Origin of the sequence: Pseudomonas sp. TUM22785 (assembly GCF_028198105.1) — a bacterium.
GTDB classification, from domain to species: domain Bacteria; phylum Pseudomonadota; class Gammaproteobacteria; order Pseudomonadales; family Pseudomonadaceae; genus Metapseudomonas; species Metapseudomonas solani.
In genome coordinates, this window is record NZ_CP116239.1 from 1,648,024 (window position 1) to 1,661,109 (window position 13,086).

Consider the following 13,086-nt stretch of genomic DNA (forward strand, 5'->3'; position numbering starts at 1 on the left):
TTTGACGTGGCTGTCAGGGATGCACGTGTTCATCGACCATGGCGCAGGCTGGTTCTCGGCCTGTTCGCCCTTCTCGCCATCGGCCCCGCGCGGGCCGAGACCCTGGTCATTGCCGGGGATATCTGGTGCCCCATCAATTGCGCGCCCGAGTCGGCCAAGCCCGGCATCTTCGTCGAGCTGGCGCGGGATATCTTCGCCGAGGCCGGCATCCAGGTTGAGTACCGGGTGATCAACTGGGCGCGGGCCATCAGCGACGCGCGCACCGGCAAGCTCAACGCGGTGATAGGCGCCGGCATCCAGGATGCCCCGGACTTCCTCTACACCCCCACCGCGCCTGGCATTTCGCGCATGTGCTTCTACGTCGCCCAGGGCGCGCCCTGGCGCTACCAGGGGTTGGGTTCGCTGGCGCAGGTGCGCCTGGGCACCATCAACAGCTACAGCTATGGCCAGGAAATCGACGCCTACGTCCGCATGCATCGCGCCAAGGGCGACCGGGTGCAGGTGGTTTCCGGCGAGCAGGCACTGGAGATGAACGTGGAGAAGGTGCGCTTCGGCCGCCTCGACGCCACGGTGGAGAACAGCTGGGTGATGGAGAACCTGCTGGCCCGTACCCGCCAGCAGGACCGCCTGCAGTCGGCAGGCTGCCGCGCCCCGGACGTGCCCATCTACCTGGCCTTCTCGCCCGCCATCGAGGCCAGCGCCCGCTACAACGCCCTGTTCGAGGCGGGCCTGCAGCGTTACCGCGCCTCGGGCCGGCTGGATGCCCTGATGCGCAGCTATGGCGTGACGACGCCCTGATTGGCGGCGGGATTACGACGCCTGTCTATACTCCCGGCCATTCATCGTTATAGAAGGGGAGCCCATGCAGCCCTCCCGACATCAGCTGCTGCGCCTGCGAAGGGTATCGCTGGCCAGTGGTGCATCGTTGTTGTTCCTGCTGTTGTGCTGGTCGGCGCATGCCGCCGGCTACCTGGGCCTGAGCCTGGGCGGCATGCTCTTGCTCACGGGCCTGGTCGGGCTCAGTTGCCTGGCGTTCCTGGCCCTGGTGCGCAGCAACCTCAACCTGCGCTTCCATGATCCCAGCCTGACGCTGCCGCTGATGAGCTGGGCGATCTGCGTGATCTTCGCCACCGCCTACCATGCCGGCGAGCTGCGCCTGCTGTTTTTGATGACGGTGCTGCTGGTGCTGATGTTCGGCACCTTCCGCCTGCTGTTGCGCGGCTTTTTGCTGGTGATCCTGCTGACGGCCGTGTGCTACGCGTTGCTGATCAGCTCGCTGGTCGCCTCGGGCCGGGAGCTGGACCTGCACAGCGAGGCGATCCAGGCGGTGGAGTTCTTCGTGCTGCTGACCGGCGTCGGCCTGCTCTCCCTGGAGATGAACGGCCTGCGGCGCAGCCTTGTGCAGCGCAACAACGACTTGCGCCTGGCCTTGGAGAGCATCCAGAAGCTGGCCATCACCGACGAACTCACGGGCCTCTACAACCGCCGCTTCACCAAGGAAATCCTCGCCCAGCAGAAAGCCCTGGCCGATCGCGGCGACTACGGCTTCGTGCTCTGCCTGGTGGACCTGGACTACTTCAAGAACGTCAACGATCGCTATGGCCACGGCTGTGGCGACGCGGTGCTGCGCCAGCTGTCGAAGATGTTGCAGGAGTCGGTGCGGGATGTGGACTTCGTCGCGCGGCTGGGGGGCGAGGAATTCCTGCTGGTGCTTTCGCGCACCAACGAGGCGGGGGCCGAGGTGATGCTGGAACGCTTGCAGGCCAAGGTGCGTGCGGCGCACTGGGACGAATGCCCGGGGTTGAGGCTGACGCTGTCCCTGGGGGTCAGCGCCTATCGACCCGGCGAATCCTGGGAGGAAAGCCTGCTACGGGTCGATATGGCGCTTTACGAGGCCAAGCACAGCGGCCGCGATCAGCTCGCGGTGCTGTAGCGGCGCACGCCCTCGTCCTGCATCGCGGCCTGGGCGGCGACGCTGCCATGGGCGGGGAACACCACCAGGTGATCGGCGGCCACGCGGATGCCCACGTGCTGGCCGGGCTGGTGGTCGGCGTGGCTGGGGAAAATGGCTTCCAGCTGGGTGCCGGTGGGCAGTTGCAGGCGGTACAGGGTGGCGGCACCGAGGAAGGTCTTGCCGGTCACCAGGGCATTGAGCCCACCCTCGGGCGCCGGGACGATGTCGTCGGGGCGCAGCAGCACGTCCACCGCGCTGCCTTCCGGCCAGGCGTAGGCGCGGTTGCCACGGATCAGGCCGAGTTCGGTCTGCACCGTGTCCGGGCACACCTGCTGGCCACGGATGAAGTAGCCCTGGCCGACGAAGCTGGCGACGAAGGGGGTCGCCGGCTCGTGGTAGAGGTTGTAGGGGGTGTCCCACTGCTCCAGGTTGCCGTTGTTGAACACGCCGACCTGGTCGCTCACTGCAAAGGCTTCTTCCTGGTCATGGGTGACCAGCACGGCGCTGGTGCCACGGGCCTTGAGGATGTCGCGCACCTCGAGGCTGAGGCGACGGCGCAGCTCGCCATCGAGGTTGGAGAAGGGTTCGTCGAGCAGCAGCAGCGCCGGCTCGGGGGCCAGGGCGCGGGCCAGGGAGACGCGTTGCTGCTGGCCGCCGGAGAGTTCGTTGGGGTAGCGCCTGGCCAGTTGGCCGAGCTTGACCAGCTCCAGCAGCTCACCGGTGATGCGCTCGCGCTCGGGGTGCTTGCGGATGCCGAAGGCGATGTTCTCTTCCACGGTGAGGTGGGGGAACAGCGCGTAGTCCTGGAACACCATGCCGATGCGGCGTTTTTCCGGGGCCAGGGTGAAACCGGCCCTGGAGATGACCTCACCGGCCAGCTCGATCTCGCCTTCGAACACCGGCTCGAAACCGGCGATGGCGCGCAGGGTGGTGGTCTTGCCGCAACCCGAGGGCCCCAGCAGGCAACCGATGTCGCCGGCGTTGAGGTGCAGGTTGAGGTTCTGTACGACGCGCTGGTCCTGGTAGCCGCAGCTCAGGTTGCGCAGGTTTAGAAGCAGTTCGTGGCTCATGCTCGGGACGCGTGTTCGACGAGGAATTCCAGCAGCGCCTTTTGCGCATGCAGGCGGTTTTCTGCCTGGTCCCAGGCCACGGAACGCGGGTCGTCGAGCAGGTCAGTGCTGATTTCCTCGCCCCGGTGCGCCGGCAGGCAGTGCATGAAGATAACCGCTTCATCGGCCAGCGCAAGCAGCGCCTGGTTCACCTGGTAGGGCTTGAACAGCGCCAGGCGCCGCGCGGTCTCTTCTTCCTGGCCCATGGAGGTCCACACGTCGGTGCTCACCAGGTGGGCGCCGCGTACTGCCTCGCGCGGGTCACGCAGTACCTGCACGCGGTCGCCGGCCTGGGCGAGGAACGCCGGGTTGGGCTCGAAGCCTTCCGGGCAGGCGACGTTGAGGCGGAAGTCGAACTGGATCGCCGCTTCTATATAGGTGTTGCACATGTTGTTGCCATCGCCGATCCAGGCCACGGTCTTGCCCTGGATGGCGCCGCGGTGTTCCTGGAAGGTCTGCATGTCGGCCAGCAACTGGCAGGGGTGCAGGTCGTCGGAGAGGCCGTTGATCACCGGCACGCGGGAGTTCTCGGCGAACTCCACCAGCTTGCTGTGGGCGAAGGTACGGATCATCACCGCATCGAGCATGCGCGACATGACGATGGCGCAATCGCTGATCGGCTCGCCACGGCCCAGCTGGGTGTCGCGGGGCGAGAGGAAGATCGCCTGGCCACCGAGCTGGATCATCCCGGCCTCGAAGGAGAGGCGGGTACGGGTGGAGGCCTTCTCGAAGATCATGCCCAGCACACGGCTCTTCAGGGGCTCGTAGGGGACGCCTCGGTGGCGCAGGTCCTTCAGCTCGATGGCTCGACGGATCAGGCTGCTCAGCTCCTGGGGGGTGCAATCCATCAGGGAGAGAAAATGCCTTGCGCTCATTGCTGACTACCTTTTTTGCCTCTGGCCGCGGGTCCTGGTCGGTTTTTTCAGGGAAAAGCAGGCGGGACCGGCGGGCTAAGCCGCACGGGGCGACGGAATAGGGGGAGGCGCGATCTTATAAGGAATTGTCGCACTCTGCCAACCAGTGCCTCGAGGGGCCCGTGCCAGAGAGGTGCCGGCGTCTTTGCCGGCGGCTGGGCGAGGGGGGGCGGGAACCACCCTGGCCGATAGGCAAGGCGTGCGGTCTGGGATCGCGGCCGAAGGGGATGGCACGAACGCCTGGCCGAATGCGAGGAAATTCGGCGAAAAGGTGGGGTTTGGGAAATTTCCAAGGGACAAATCAGCCTGCATGAACTTATGCGGCTCAGGGCGCGTTGCTAGCGTGTGCCACCTCGAAATCACTCGGTTTCGGGGGCAGGGTCCGCTTACGGATGTTGGGCCCGGCCAGCATGTTCTGATCATGGAGATACCAATGAAGAAGTTCCTCGCACCTGCCGCCCTGGTCGTCGCTATTGGCGGTATGACCGGTTGCAGCACCTACAACGTCAGCCAGCCGAGCGCTCCGCTCAACGGCAACGTCAAGACCGGCCTGAAGGCCGACGTGGCGGTAGGTGAGCCGATCAGCGGGCAGTCCGAAGTGAACATCCTGTTCCACTTCCTGCAGTTCGGCGGCGATTCCCAGTTCGCCGATGGCGTGGTCTATGGCGGTGATGCCGGTGGCAGCCTGCCTTTCGGGCCCGATCCCATCTCGGCGGTGAAATCCGCTGCCGCGTTCAAGGCCGTCAAGTCCTCGGGTGCCGACCTGATCGTGGCGCCGCGCTACGAGCTCACCATCCAGGACTATTTCGTCTTCAAGAAAGTGAGCGCCAAGGTGACCGGCAACAAGGGCACCATCCAGTCCATCCGCTGACCCGCGAAGCGAATCGGCAGGCCTGATGCCTGCCGATTCATATCGTTGAATCTACTGGCCGACCGATCGATCTGCTTCCATAGTTCTGCTCTTGCGACCCGACCGGTCGTCTCGACACAAGAACATGAGGCAAGGCCATGACCAAGTCCGTTCACCACCGTGCATGCCATCTCTGCGAAGCCATCTGCGGGCTGACCATCGAAACCGAGGACCGGGACGACGGCTCCCGCCACATCCTCTCCATCAAGGGCGATGCCCAGGACAGCTTCAGCCGAGGCCATATCTGCCCCAAGGCGGTGGCCTTGCAGGACATCCAGAACGACCCCGACCGCCTGCGCCAGCCCATGCGCCGCGCCGGCAGCGAGTGGCAGCCCATCGGCTGGGATGAAGCCTTCGCCATGGTTGCCGAGCGCCTGGCCGAGATCCAGGCCCGCCACGGCAACAACGCGGTGGCGGTGTACCAGGGCAACCCCAGCGTGCACAACTACGGGCTGATGACCCACAGCAACTACTTCCTCGGCCTGCTGAAGACCCGCAGCCGCTTCTCCGCGACCTCGGTGGACCAGCTGCCCCACCACCTGGTGAGCCAGCAGATGTACGGCCATGGCCTGCTGATCCCCATCCCCGATATCGACCATACCGATTTCATGCTGATCCTCGGCGGCAACCCGCTGGCGTCCAACGGCAGCATCATGACCGTGCCCGACGTGGAGAAGCGCCTGAAGGCCATCAAGGCGCGCGGCGGCCGCCTGGTGGTGGTGGACCCGCGCCGCAGCGAGACGGCGGCCATCGCCGACCAGCACCTGTTCGTGCGCCCCGGCCAGGATGCCGCGTTGCTGCTGGCGCTGCTCAACACCCTGTTCGAGGAGAACCTGGGCCGCGGCACCCACCTGGCCGTCGACGGGCTGGATGAAGTGCGCCGCGCCATCAGCGGCTTCACCGCCGAGACCATGGGCCCCCGTTGCGGCATCGACGCCGCGGCCATCCGCCAGCTGGCGCGGGACTTCGCCGCCGCCGAAAGCGCCGTCTGCTACGGGCGCATGGGGGTTTCCACCCAGGCCTTCGGCAGCCTCTGCCAGTGGCTGATCCAGTTGATCAACCTGGTCACCGGCAACGTCGACAGCGTCGGCGGCGTGCTCTGCACCGAGCCGGCGGTGGACCTGGTGGCGACCACTGGCGGCGGGCATTTCAACCGCTGGCAGAGCCGCGTTTCCGGGTTGCCGGAATACGGCGGCGAGCTGCCCGTCTCGGCCCTGGCCGAAGAGATGCTGACCCCGGGCGATGGGCAGATCCGTGCGCTGGTGACGGTGGCCGGCAACCCGGTGCTGTCCACCCCCAACGGGCGGCGCCTGGAGCAGGCCCTGGACGGCCTGGACTTCATGCTCAGCATCGACCTCTACATCAACGAGACGACGCGCTACGCCGACCTGATCCTGCCGCCCACCGCGCCGCTGGAGCACGATCACTACGACACCACCTTCAACGTCTTCGCGGTGCGCAACGTCACCCGCTTCAACGAGCCGGTGCTGGCCAAGCCCCAGGGCGCCCTGCACGACTGGGAGATCTTCGTCGGCCTGGCCCAGGCCTTCGCCGCACGCACCAGCGTCGAGCTGAAGCCGACCCTGGAGCCGAAGCAGATGATCGACATGGGCCTGCGTTTCGGCCCCTACGGCGATCGTTCCGAGCACAAGCTCTCGGTGCAGCGCCTGGGTGATTTCCCCCATGGGCTGGACCTGGGCCCGCTCAAGCCCAACCTGGCGGGGCGCTTGAAAACGGCTGACAAGCGCGTGGTCGGCGCACCGTCGATCTTCCTCGGCGACCTGGGCCGTTTCGCCGCCCAGCAGCTGCCGGCGGAAGGCGAGCTGGTGCTCATCGGCCGGCGCCACGTGCGCAGCAACAACTCCTGGATGCACAACTACCACCGCCTGGTGAAGGGCAAGCCACGTCATCAGCTGCTGATGAATCCGGGCGACCTGGAGCGTCGCGGGTTGGTGGACGGGCAGCGGGTGCGGGTGCGTTCGCGGGTGGGGATGATCGAGGTGGAGGTGGCGGCCAGCGAGGAGATGATGCCCGGCGTCGTCAGCCTGCCCCATGGCTGGGGCCATGCGCGGCCCGGGGTGATGATGGGCATCGCCAGCGAGCAGCCCGGAGCCAGCGCCAACGACCTGACCGACGAACGGCAGCTGGATGCAGTCTCCGGCAATGCCGCGCTGAATGGGGTGCCGGTGGAGGTGGTGGCTGCCTGAAAGTCGTAGGGGCAAGCCCGAGCGTTGTGCTCGGACTTCCGTTACAATGCCGCCATCCTGCCGACCGACGAGTCGGAACGTTCAGCCGAGGTAGCCATGGATATCATCGAAACCATCAAAGAGCAGATCGCCAACAACACCGTACTGCTGTACATGAAGGGCTCGCCGAATGCCCCGCAGTGCGGCTTCTCCGCGCGTGCCGCGCAGGTGGTCATGGGCTGTGGCGAGAAGTTCGCCTATGTCGACATCCTGCAGAACCCGGAAATCCGCGCCAACCTGCCCACCTACGCCAACTGGCCGACTTTCCCCCAACTCTGGGTGGGCGGTGAGCTGGTCGGCGGTAGCGACATCCTTGCCGAGATGTTCGACAAGGGCGAGCTTCAGCAACTGATCAAGGACGCAGTGAGCAAGTCCGGCGCCAGCGCCTGATACCGCTCCCGCTCCAAAAGAAAAGCCCCGCAGATGCGGGGCTTTTTCATGTCCGGACGTTTTACTCGTCCATCTGCGACTGCAGGTAGTTCTCCAGGCCGACCTTGTCGATCAGGCCCAGCTGGGTTTCCAGCCAGTCGATGTGCTCTTCCTCGGACTCGAGGATGTCTTCGAGCAGTTCGCGGGTGCCGTAGTCACCGACGCTCTCGCAGTAGGCGATGGCGGCTTTCAGGTCCGGTACGGCGGTCAGTTCCAGCTTCAGGTCGCTGGCGAGCATTTCCTTGGTGTTCTCGCCGATCATCAGCTTGCCCAGGTCCTGCAGGTTGGGGATGCCTTCCAGGAAGAGGATGCGCTTAATGAGCTTGTCGGCGTGTTTCATCTCGTCGATGGACTCGTGGTACTCGTGCTTGCCGAGCTTCTCCAGGCCCCAGTCCTCGTACATGCGGGCATGCAGGAAGTACTGGTTGATGGCCACAAGTTCGTTGCCGAGGATCTTGTTGAGATGCTGGATGACTTTCTTGTCGCCTTTCATGTGGAGTCCTGCCGTGCAAAGGGGTGGAAGTGATCGAATTTTATCCAGTCGCCCGGCAAAGTCAACGTAAGTTATTGATTAGTAAGAGAATTTGAATGTGAATAAGAACGTTTAGATTCCGCGTCTTGGCGCTAACTGCTTGAATTATTGGCATAAAAAACCGGACGCTAGGTCCGGTTCTTCAAAAACCAATTTGTATCAGGCAGGCACGAAGGTCGCGGGATAGGCGAGGGCGGCCTGGCTGCTCTGTACTTCGGTGAGGGTTTCACGCACCACCTGCTTGGCGAGGCAGGCGCATTTGCCGCATTGGGTGCCTACGCCGAGGGTCTCGCGGACCTCGCGGTAGCTGCAGCAGCCTTCATAGATCGCATCACGAATGTGGCCGTCAGTGACACCTTGGCAGAGACAGACGTACATGGGTGGGCTCAACGCTCGGTAGTGGGCTTGATGGAAAGCGATACTAATCAGAATGAGAATGATTGTCAAAGTCCGTCCGTCAGGCTGCATTCCAGAGCGGTCCGGGCCTTAAATCAGGGCGAGGTGCCAGGTCCGGTGGTGCGATTCCGAGCTCCGCGACGTTGGGCCTCGCTGCACTCGTCGCCAACCTACGGGGCACCCTACAACCCAGGCAAAAGAAAGCCCGGCATCGGCCGGGCTTCCTTATAGAGACGCTGTGGATAACGCGACCTCAGTCGTCGTCTTCCATCCAGCCGCCCATTTCCTTCCAGCGGTTGACGATGCCGCAGAACAGCTCGGCGGTCTTCTCGGTGTCGTAGCGCGCGGAGTGGGCTTCGCGGCCGTCGAACTCGATGCCGGCCACCTGGCAGGCCTTGGCCAGGACGGTCTGCCCGTAGGCGAGGCCGGCGAGGGTGGCGGTGTCGAAGCTGGAGAAGGGGTGGAAGGGGTTGCGCTTGAGCCCGGTGCGGTTCACGGCCGCATTGAGGAAGCCCAGGTCGAAGCTGCTGTTGTGCCCCACGAGGATGGCGCGCTTGCAGCCGCTGGCCTTGATCGACTTGCGCAGGCCCCGGAAGATTTCATTCAGCGCGTGCTCTTCGCTCACCGCCATGCGCAGCGGGTGGTCGAGCTTGATGCCGGTGAACTCCAGCGCCGCCTGTTCGATGTTGGCGCCTTCGAACGGCTCGATGCGGAAGAAGTGGGTGTGGTCCGGGTAGAGGAAGCCCTGTTCGTCCATGGCGATGGTGGTCGCCGCGATCTCCAGCAGGGCGTCGGTGGCGGCATTGAAACCGCCGGTCTCCACGTCCACCACCACGGGCAGGTAGCCGCGGAAGCGGGCGGCCATGGGGTGGCGAGGGCCTTGGGGCAGGCTGCCGTCGAGCTCGTCGTCGTACAGGTCTTCGCTCACGCGTTTTTCTCCAGCAGGCGCCAGCGCAGCTTCTCGCCAGCGCGCAGCGGGATTACGGTCTGCTCGCCCAGGGGCAGGCTTGCGGGGGCGGTCCATTCTTCACGGACCAGGATGATGCTGTCGGTGTTGCGCGGCAGGCCGTAGAAGTCCGGGCCGTTCTTGCTGGCGAAGGCTTCCAGCTTGTGCAGGGCGTTGCGCTGCTCGAAGGCCTCGGCATACAGCTCGATGGCTGCATAGGCGGTGTAGCAGCCGGCGCAGCCGCAGGCGGCTTCCTTGGCGTGCTTGGCGTGGGGCGCCGAGTCGGTGCCGAGGAAGAAGCGCGTGCTGTCGCTGGTGGCCGCATCCAGCAGGGCTTCCTGGTGGGTGTTGCGCTTGAGGATCGGCAGGCAATAGAAGTGCGGGCGGATGCCGCCGACCAGCATGTGGTTGCGGTTGTACAGCAGGTGGTGGGCGGTGATGGTCGCGCCGACGTTGGCCGAGGCGGCCTCCACGAACTGCACGGCGTCGCGGGTGGTGATGTGCTCGAAGACCACCTTCAGGGTCGGGAAACGCTCGACCACGCGGCGCAGGTGCTCGTCGATGAAGATCTTCTCGCGGTCGAACACGTCAACATCGCCACGGGTCACTTCACCGTGGACCAGCAGCAGCATGCCGACTTCGGCCATGGCCTCCAGGGCCGGGAAGATGGTGTCGATGCGGGTGACGCCCGAGTCCGAGTTGGTGGTCGCGCCGGCCGGGTACAGCTTGGCGGCATGGACGAAGCCGGAAGCCTTGGCCGCGCGGATGTCCTCGGGGCGGGTGCGGTCGGTGAGGTAAAGCACCATCAGCGGCTCGAAGCGGCTGCCGGCAGGGCGTGCGGCGAGGATGCGCTGGCGATAGGCGTCGGCCTCTTCGGCGTTGCGCACCGGGGGCACCAGGTTGGGCATGATGATGGCGCGGCCAAAGGTGCGCGCGGCATCGGCGACTGTGTGGGACAGCACGGCACCATCGCGCAGATGGATGTGCCAGTCGTCGGGGCGCAGCAAGGTCAAACGGTCGGACATGGGGGGCTTCCAGGCGGGCAAAACTCGTCGTGCATGCTACCGGAAAAGCTTTTTCGGGGCACGCGGGGCTTGTGTTTCAAGGCGTCGGCGGTTTTTTCACGGTGTGACAGCGAAGGCCCTGCGGCGGCGCTGCGGGCAACGAACGGATACGGCGAATCCACTCAAGTTTTGCAGGCCGCCACCGATAGCCCTGGGGAGTGCAGAAATTTCCCGTGGAGCCCGCCGTCGTGCGCCAGTGCTATGTCGCCCTGCTCAGCCTGTTCGCCAGCCTTCCGGCCATGGCCATTACCTTCCAGACCCGCCTGGAGAAGGCCGAATGGGCGGTCGAGGGCGACAAGTTCGAGTGCCGCCTGTCGCAACCGATCACCGATTTCGGCAGTGGTGAGTTCGTGCGCCGCGCCGGCGAGCAGGTGACCTTCCGTCTCAAGGCCCGCGAGCGCTGGATGGGCGCCGGTTCGGCCACCCTGCTGGCCGCTGCCGCCCCCTGGCAGCCCGGACGTGGCGACATCAACCTCGGTGCCGTCAGCGTCGGCAATGGCGAAGTCCCGTTCAACAGCAGCCAGCTCCAGGGTGGGCGCCTGCTCACCGGCCTGCTGGAAGGGCGCAGCCCGCTGGTACGCCACCGCACCCTGCAGGGCGGCGAAGCCATGGAAGTGCGCCTGCTGCCGGTGAACTTCAACAAGGCCTACAACGACTACCTCGCCTGCACCACCAAGTTGCTGCCGGTGAACTTCGACCAGATCAAGAATGCCCAGCTCGCCTTCCCGGGCGGCGGCACGGCACTTGACGAAATGGGCCGTGCGCGGCTGGAGATCATCCTCGACTACCTCAAGGCCGATCCCAGCGTGAACCACATCGAGATCGACGGTCACTCCGACAACGCCGGCAATCGCCTGACCAACCGCGACCTCTCGCGCCGCCGCGCCCTGGCGGTGTACGACTACTTCAAGGCCAACGGCATTCCCGAGTCGCACATGGTCATGCGCTTCCATGGCGAGCGCTACCCGCTGGTGCCCAACAGCAACGAAGCCAACCGGGCGAAGAACCGTCGCGTCACCCTCGCCCTGTCCCGCGAAGCCGAAGCACCGCCTCCCGCCGAAGCGCCGGCAGCGGCCCCTGCGCCGATCATCCCCGAGGCCGACAAGGCCACCCAGGGCGCGGCGTCCTGAGCCCGCCCGGGTCGATTCGACGAAAGAATCTGTCGCTTGGTCGTCATTGCCTGTCGCGCCCCTGTAATTTGGCCTCCAGGGTCAGTAGAATCACGGGTTTTTCGCACAACCCCGTGGAGTTGATGGCATGGCGGACGTAAAGAAGGTTGTCCTGGCGTATTCCGGTGGCCTGGACACCTCGGTAATCCTCAAGTGGCTGCAAGATACCTATAACTGCGAAGTGGTGACCTTCACCGCCGACCTCGGTCAGGGCGAAGAGGTCGAGCCGGCCCGTGCCAAGGCCCAGGCCATGGGCGTCAAGGAAATCTACATCGACGACCTGCGCGAAGAATTCGTCCGCGACTTCGTGTTCCCGATGTTCCGCGCCAACACCATCTACGAAGGCGAGTACCTGCTGGGTACTTCCATCGCCCGCCCGCTGATCGCCAAGCGCCTCATCGAGATCGCCAACGAGACCGGCGCCGACGCCATCTCCCACGGCGCCACCGGCAAGGGCAACGACCAGGTCCGCTTCGAGCTGGGCGCCTATGCGCTGAAGCCGGGCGTGAAGGTGATCGCCCCCTGGCGCGAGTGGGACCTGCTGTCCCGCGAGAAGCTGATGGACTATGCCGAGAAGCACGCCATCCCGATCGAGCGCCACGGCAAGAAGAAGTCGCCGTACTCCATGGACGCCAACCTGCTGCACATCTCCTATGAAGGCGGCGTGCTGGAAGACACCTGGACCGAGCACGAAGAAGACATGTGGAAGTGGACCAAGTCGCCGGAAGCGGCGCCGGACACCCCCACCTACATCGAACTGACCTACCGCGCCGGTGACATCGTCGCCATCGACGGCAAGGACATGTCCCCGGCCCAGGTGCTGACCGAGCTGAACCGCATCGGTGGCGAGAACGGCATCGGCCGCCTCGACATCGTCGAGAACCGCTATGTCGGCATGAAGTCCCGTGGCTGCTACGAGACCCCCGGCGGCACCATCATGCTGCGCGCCCACCGCGCCATCGAGTCGATCACCCTGGACCGCGAAGTGGCCCACCTGAAAGACGAGCTGATGCCCAAGTACGCCAGCCTGATCTACACCGGCTACTGGTGGAGCCCCGAGCGCCTGATGCTGCAGCAGATGATCGACGCCTCGCAGAGCAACGTGAACGGCGTAGTACGCCTGAAGCTCTACAAGGGCAACGTCATCGTGGTCGGCCGCAAGTCCGACGACTCGCTGTTCGATGCCAACATCGCGACCTTCGAGGAAGACGGCGGCGCCTACAACCAGGCGGACGCGGCGGGCTTCATCAAGCTCAACGCCCTGCGCATGCGCATCGCCGCCGGCAAGGGCCGCAAGCTGTTTTGAGCTGGAAGCCGAGAGCCTGAAGCTGGAAGACTTCCCGCTTCGGGCTTGTGGCTTTAAGCTGCCTTCCAAGCCCCGGTCACGAGCCGGGGCTTGTCGTTTCAAGCCAATGAG

13 protein-coding genes are annotated in these 13,086 nt (G+C 65.1%); 7 read left to right on the forward strand and 6 right to left on the reverse strand.

Annotated elements, in window-relative coordinates; all coding sequences use genetic code 11:
• Positions 1 to 6 precede the first annotated feature (6 nt).
• Both PI990_RS07740 and PI990_RS07745 read left to right on the forward strand, forming a co-directional pair.
• Positions 7 to 798, forward strand: a complete 792-nt coding sequence (locus PI990_RS07740) for a substrate-binding periplasmic protein (protein WP_184491585.1) — start codon at positions 7 to 9, stop codon at positions 796 to 798.
• Between the two features lie 64 nt (positions 799 to 862).
• The gene (locus PI990_RS07745; protein WP_271660279.1) at positions 863 to 1,933 is read left to right on the forward strand and encodes a GGDEF domain-containing protein; all 1,071 of its coding nucleotides are present in this window, start codon (positions 863 to 865) and stop codon (positions 1,931 to 1,933) included.
• On the opposite strand, the gene PI990_RS07750 is transcribed toward PI990_RS07745, so the two are convergent.
• The gene (locus tag PI990_RS07750) at positions 1,915 to 3,024 is read right to left on the reverse strand and encodes an ABC transporter ATP-binding protein (RefSeq protein ID WP_271660280.1); all 1,110 of its coding nucleotides are present in this window, start codon (positions 3,022 to 3,024) and stop codon (positions 1,915 to 1,917) included. The genes PI990_RS07745 and PI990_RS07750 overlap by 19 nt on opposite strands.
• Positions 3,021 to 3,938, reverse strand: coding sequence for an ornithine carbamoyltransferase (argF, locus tag PI990_RS07755; RefSeq protein ID WP_271660281.1), 918 nt, complete (start codon positions 3,936 to 3,938; stop codon positions 3,021 to 3,023). Before argF ends, PI990_RS07750 begins: the two co-directional genes overlap by 4 nt.
• 472 nt (positions 3,939 to 4,410) lie before the next feature.
• Between argF and PI990_RS07760 the strand changes: the two genes are divergently transcribed.
• The 3 genes from PI990_RS07760 (at position 4,411) to grxD (ending at position 7,523) form a co-directional block, all read left to right on the forward strand.
• Positions 4,411 to 4,848: a hypothetical protein gene (locus tag PI990_RS07760; protein ID WP_043242824.1), complete on the forward strand. Its 438-nt coding sequence runs from the start codon at positions 4,411 to 4,413 to the stop codon at positions 4,846 to 4,848.
• Between the two features lie 137 nt (positions 4,849 to 4,985).
• Positions 4,986 to 7,094: a molybdopterin oxidoreductase family protein gene (locus PI990_RS07765; protein ID WP_184491577.1), complete on the forward strand. Its 2,109-nt coding sequence runs from the start codon at positions 4,986 to 4,988 to the stop codon at positions 7,092 to 7,094.
• A gap of 96 nt (positions 7,095 to 7,190) precedes the next feature.
• A complete protein-coding gene (gene grxD / locus PI990_RS07770; RefSeq protein ID WP_031289067.1) occupies positions 7,191 to 7,523 on the forward strand; it encodes a Grx4 family monothiol glutaredoxin in 333 nt (110 codons plus the stop codon).
• Between the two features lie 61 nt (positions 7,524 to 7,584).
• Here grxD and bfr read toward each other — a convergent pair whose 3' ends face one another.
• The 4 genes from bfr to pyrC form a co-directional block, all read right to left on the reverse strand.
• On the reverse strand, positions 7,585 to 8,055 hold the full coding sequence (bfr, locus tag PI990_RS07775) for a bacterioferritin (RefSeq protein WP_021222782.1): 471 nt from the start codon (positions 8,053 to 8,055) through the stop codon (positions 7,585 to 7,587).
• A 198-nt stretch (positions 8,056 to 8,253) separates the two neighbouring features.
• Positions 8,254 to 8,472, reverse strand: coding sequence for a bacterioferritin-associated ferredoxin (locus PI990_RS07780; protein WP_021222781.1), 219 nt, complete (start codon positions 8,470 to 8,472; stop codon positions 8,254 to 8,256).
• Positions 8,473 to 8,743: 271 nt separating this feature from the next.
• Entirely contained in the window at positions 8,744 to 9,418 is a 675-nt protein-coding gene (gene rnt / locus PI990_RS07785; protein WP_021222780.1) for a ribonuclease T, read from the reverse strand.
• Positions 9,415 to 10,461 carry a dihydroorotase gene (gene pyrC / locus PI990_RS07790; protein WP_271660282.1) on the reverse strand — a complete coding sequence of 349 codons (1,047 nt, stop codon included), beginning with the start codon at positions 10,459 to 10,461 and terminating at the stop codon, positions 9,415 to 9,417. The genes rnt and pyrC overlap by 4 nt, the downstream gene beginning before the upstream one ends.
• Before the next feature lie 227 nt (positions 10,462 to 10,688).
• On the opposite strand from pyrC, the gene PI990_RS07795 reads away from it, so the two are divergent.
• Positions 10,689 to 11,630: a flagellar protein MotY gene (locus PI990_RS07795; RefSeq protein WP_374981999.1), complete on the forward strand. Its 942-nt coding sequence runs from the start codon at positions 10,689 to 10,691 to the stop codon at positions 11,628 to 11,630.
• Between the two features lie 127 nt (positions 11,631 to 11,757).
• Positions 11,758 to 12,975, forward strand: a complete 1,218-nt coding sequence (locus PI990_RS07800) for an argininosuccinate synthase (RefSeq protein ID WP_271660283.1) — start codon at positions 11,758 to 11,760, stop codon at positions 12,973 to 12,975.
• Positions 12,976 to 13,086 lie beyond the last annotated feature (111 nt).

What these genes read in the sequence shown, in the direction of transcription:
- PI990_RS07750 (WP_271660280.1), bottom strand. Translation starts at nt 3,024, where the DNA reads ATGAGCCACGAACTGCTTCTAAACCTGCGCAACCTGAGCTGCGGCTAC.
- PI990_RS07765 (WP_184491577.1), top strand. Translation starts at nt 4,986, where the DNA reads ATGACCAAGTCCGTTCACCACCGTGCATGCCATCTCTGCGAAGCCATC.
- PI990_RS07780 (WP_021222781.1), bottom strand. Translation starts at nt 8,472, where the DNA reads ATGTACGTCTGTCTCTGCCAAGGTGTCACTGACGGCCACATTCGTGAT.
- PI990_RS07745 (WP_271660279.1), top strand. Translation starts at nt 863, where the DNA reads ATGCAGCCCTCCCGACATCAGCTGCTGCGCCTGCGAAGGGTATCGCTG.
- pyrC (WP_271660282.1), bottom strand. Translation starts at nt 10,461, where the DNA reads ATGTCCGACCGTTTGACCTTGCTGCGCCCCGACGACTGGCACATCCAT.
- grxD (WP_031289067.1), top strand. Translation starts at nt 7,191, where the DNA reads ATGGATATCATCGAAACCATCAAAGAGCAGATCGCCAACAACACCGTA.
- argF (WP_271660281.1), bottom strand. Translation starts at nt 3,938, where the DNA reads ATGAGCGCAAGGCATTTTCTCTCCCTGATGGATTGCACCCCCCAGGAG.
- bfr (WP_021222782.1), bottom strand. Translation starts at nt 8,055, where the DNA reads ATGAAAGGCGACAAGAAAGTCATCCAGCATCTCAACAAGATCCTCGGC.
- PI990_RS07760 (WP_043242824.1), top strand. Translation starts at nt 4,411, where the DNA reads ATGAAGAAGTTCCTCGCACCTGCCGCCCTGGTCGTCGCTATTGGCGGT.
- PI990_RS07800 (WP_271660283.1), top strand. Translation starts at nt 11,758, where the DNA reads ATGGCGGACGTAAAGAAGGTTGTCCTGGCGTATTCCGGTGGCCTGGAC.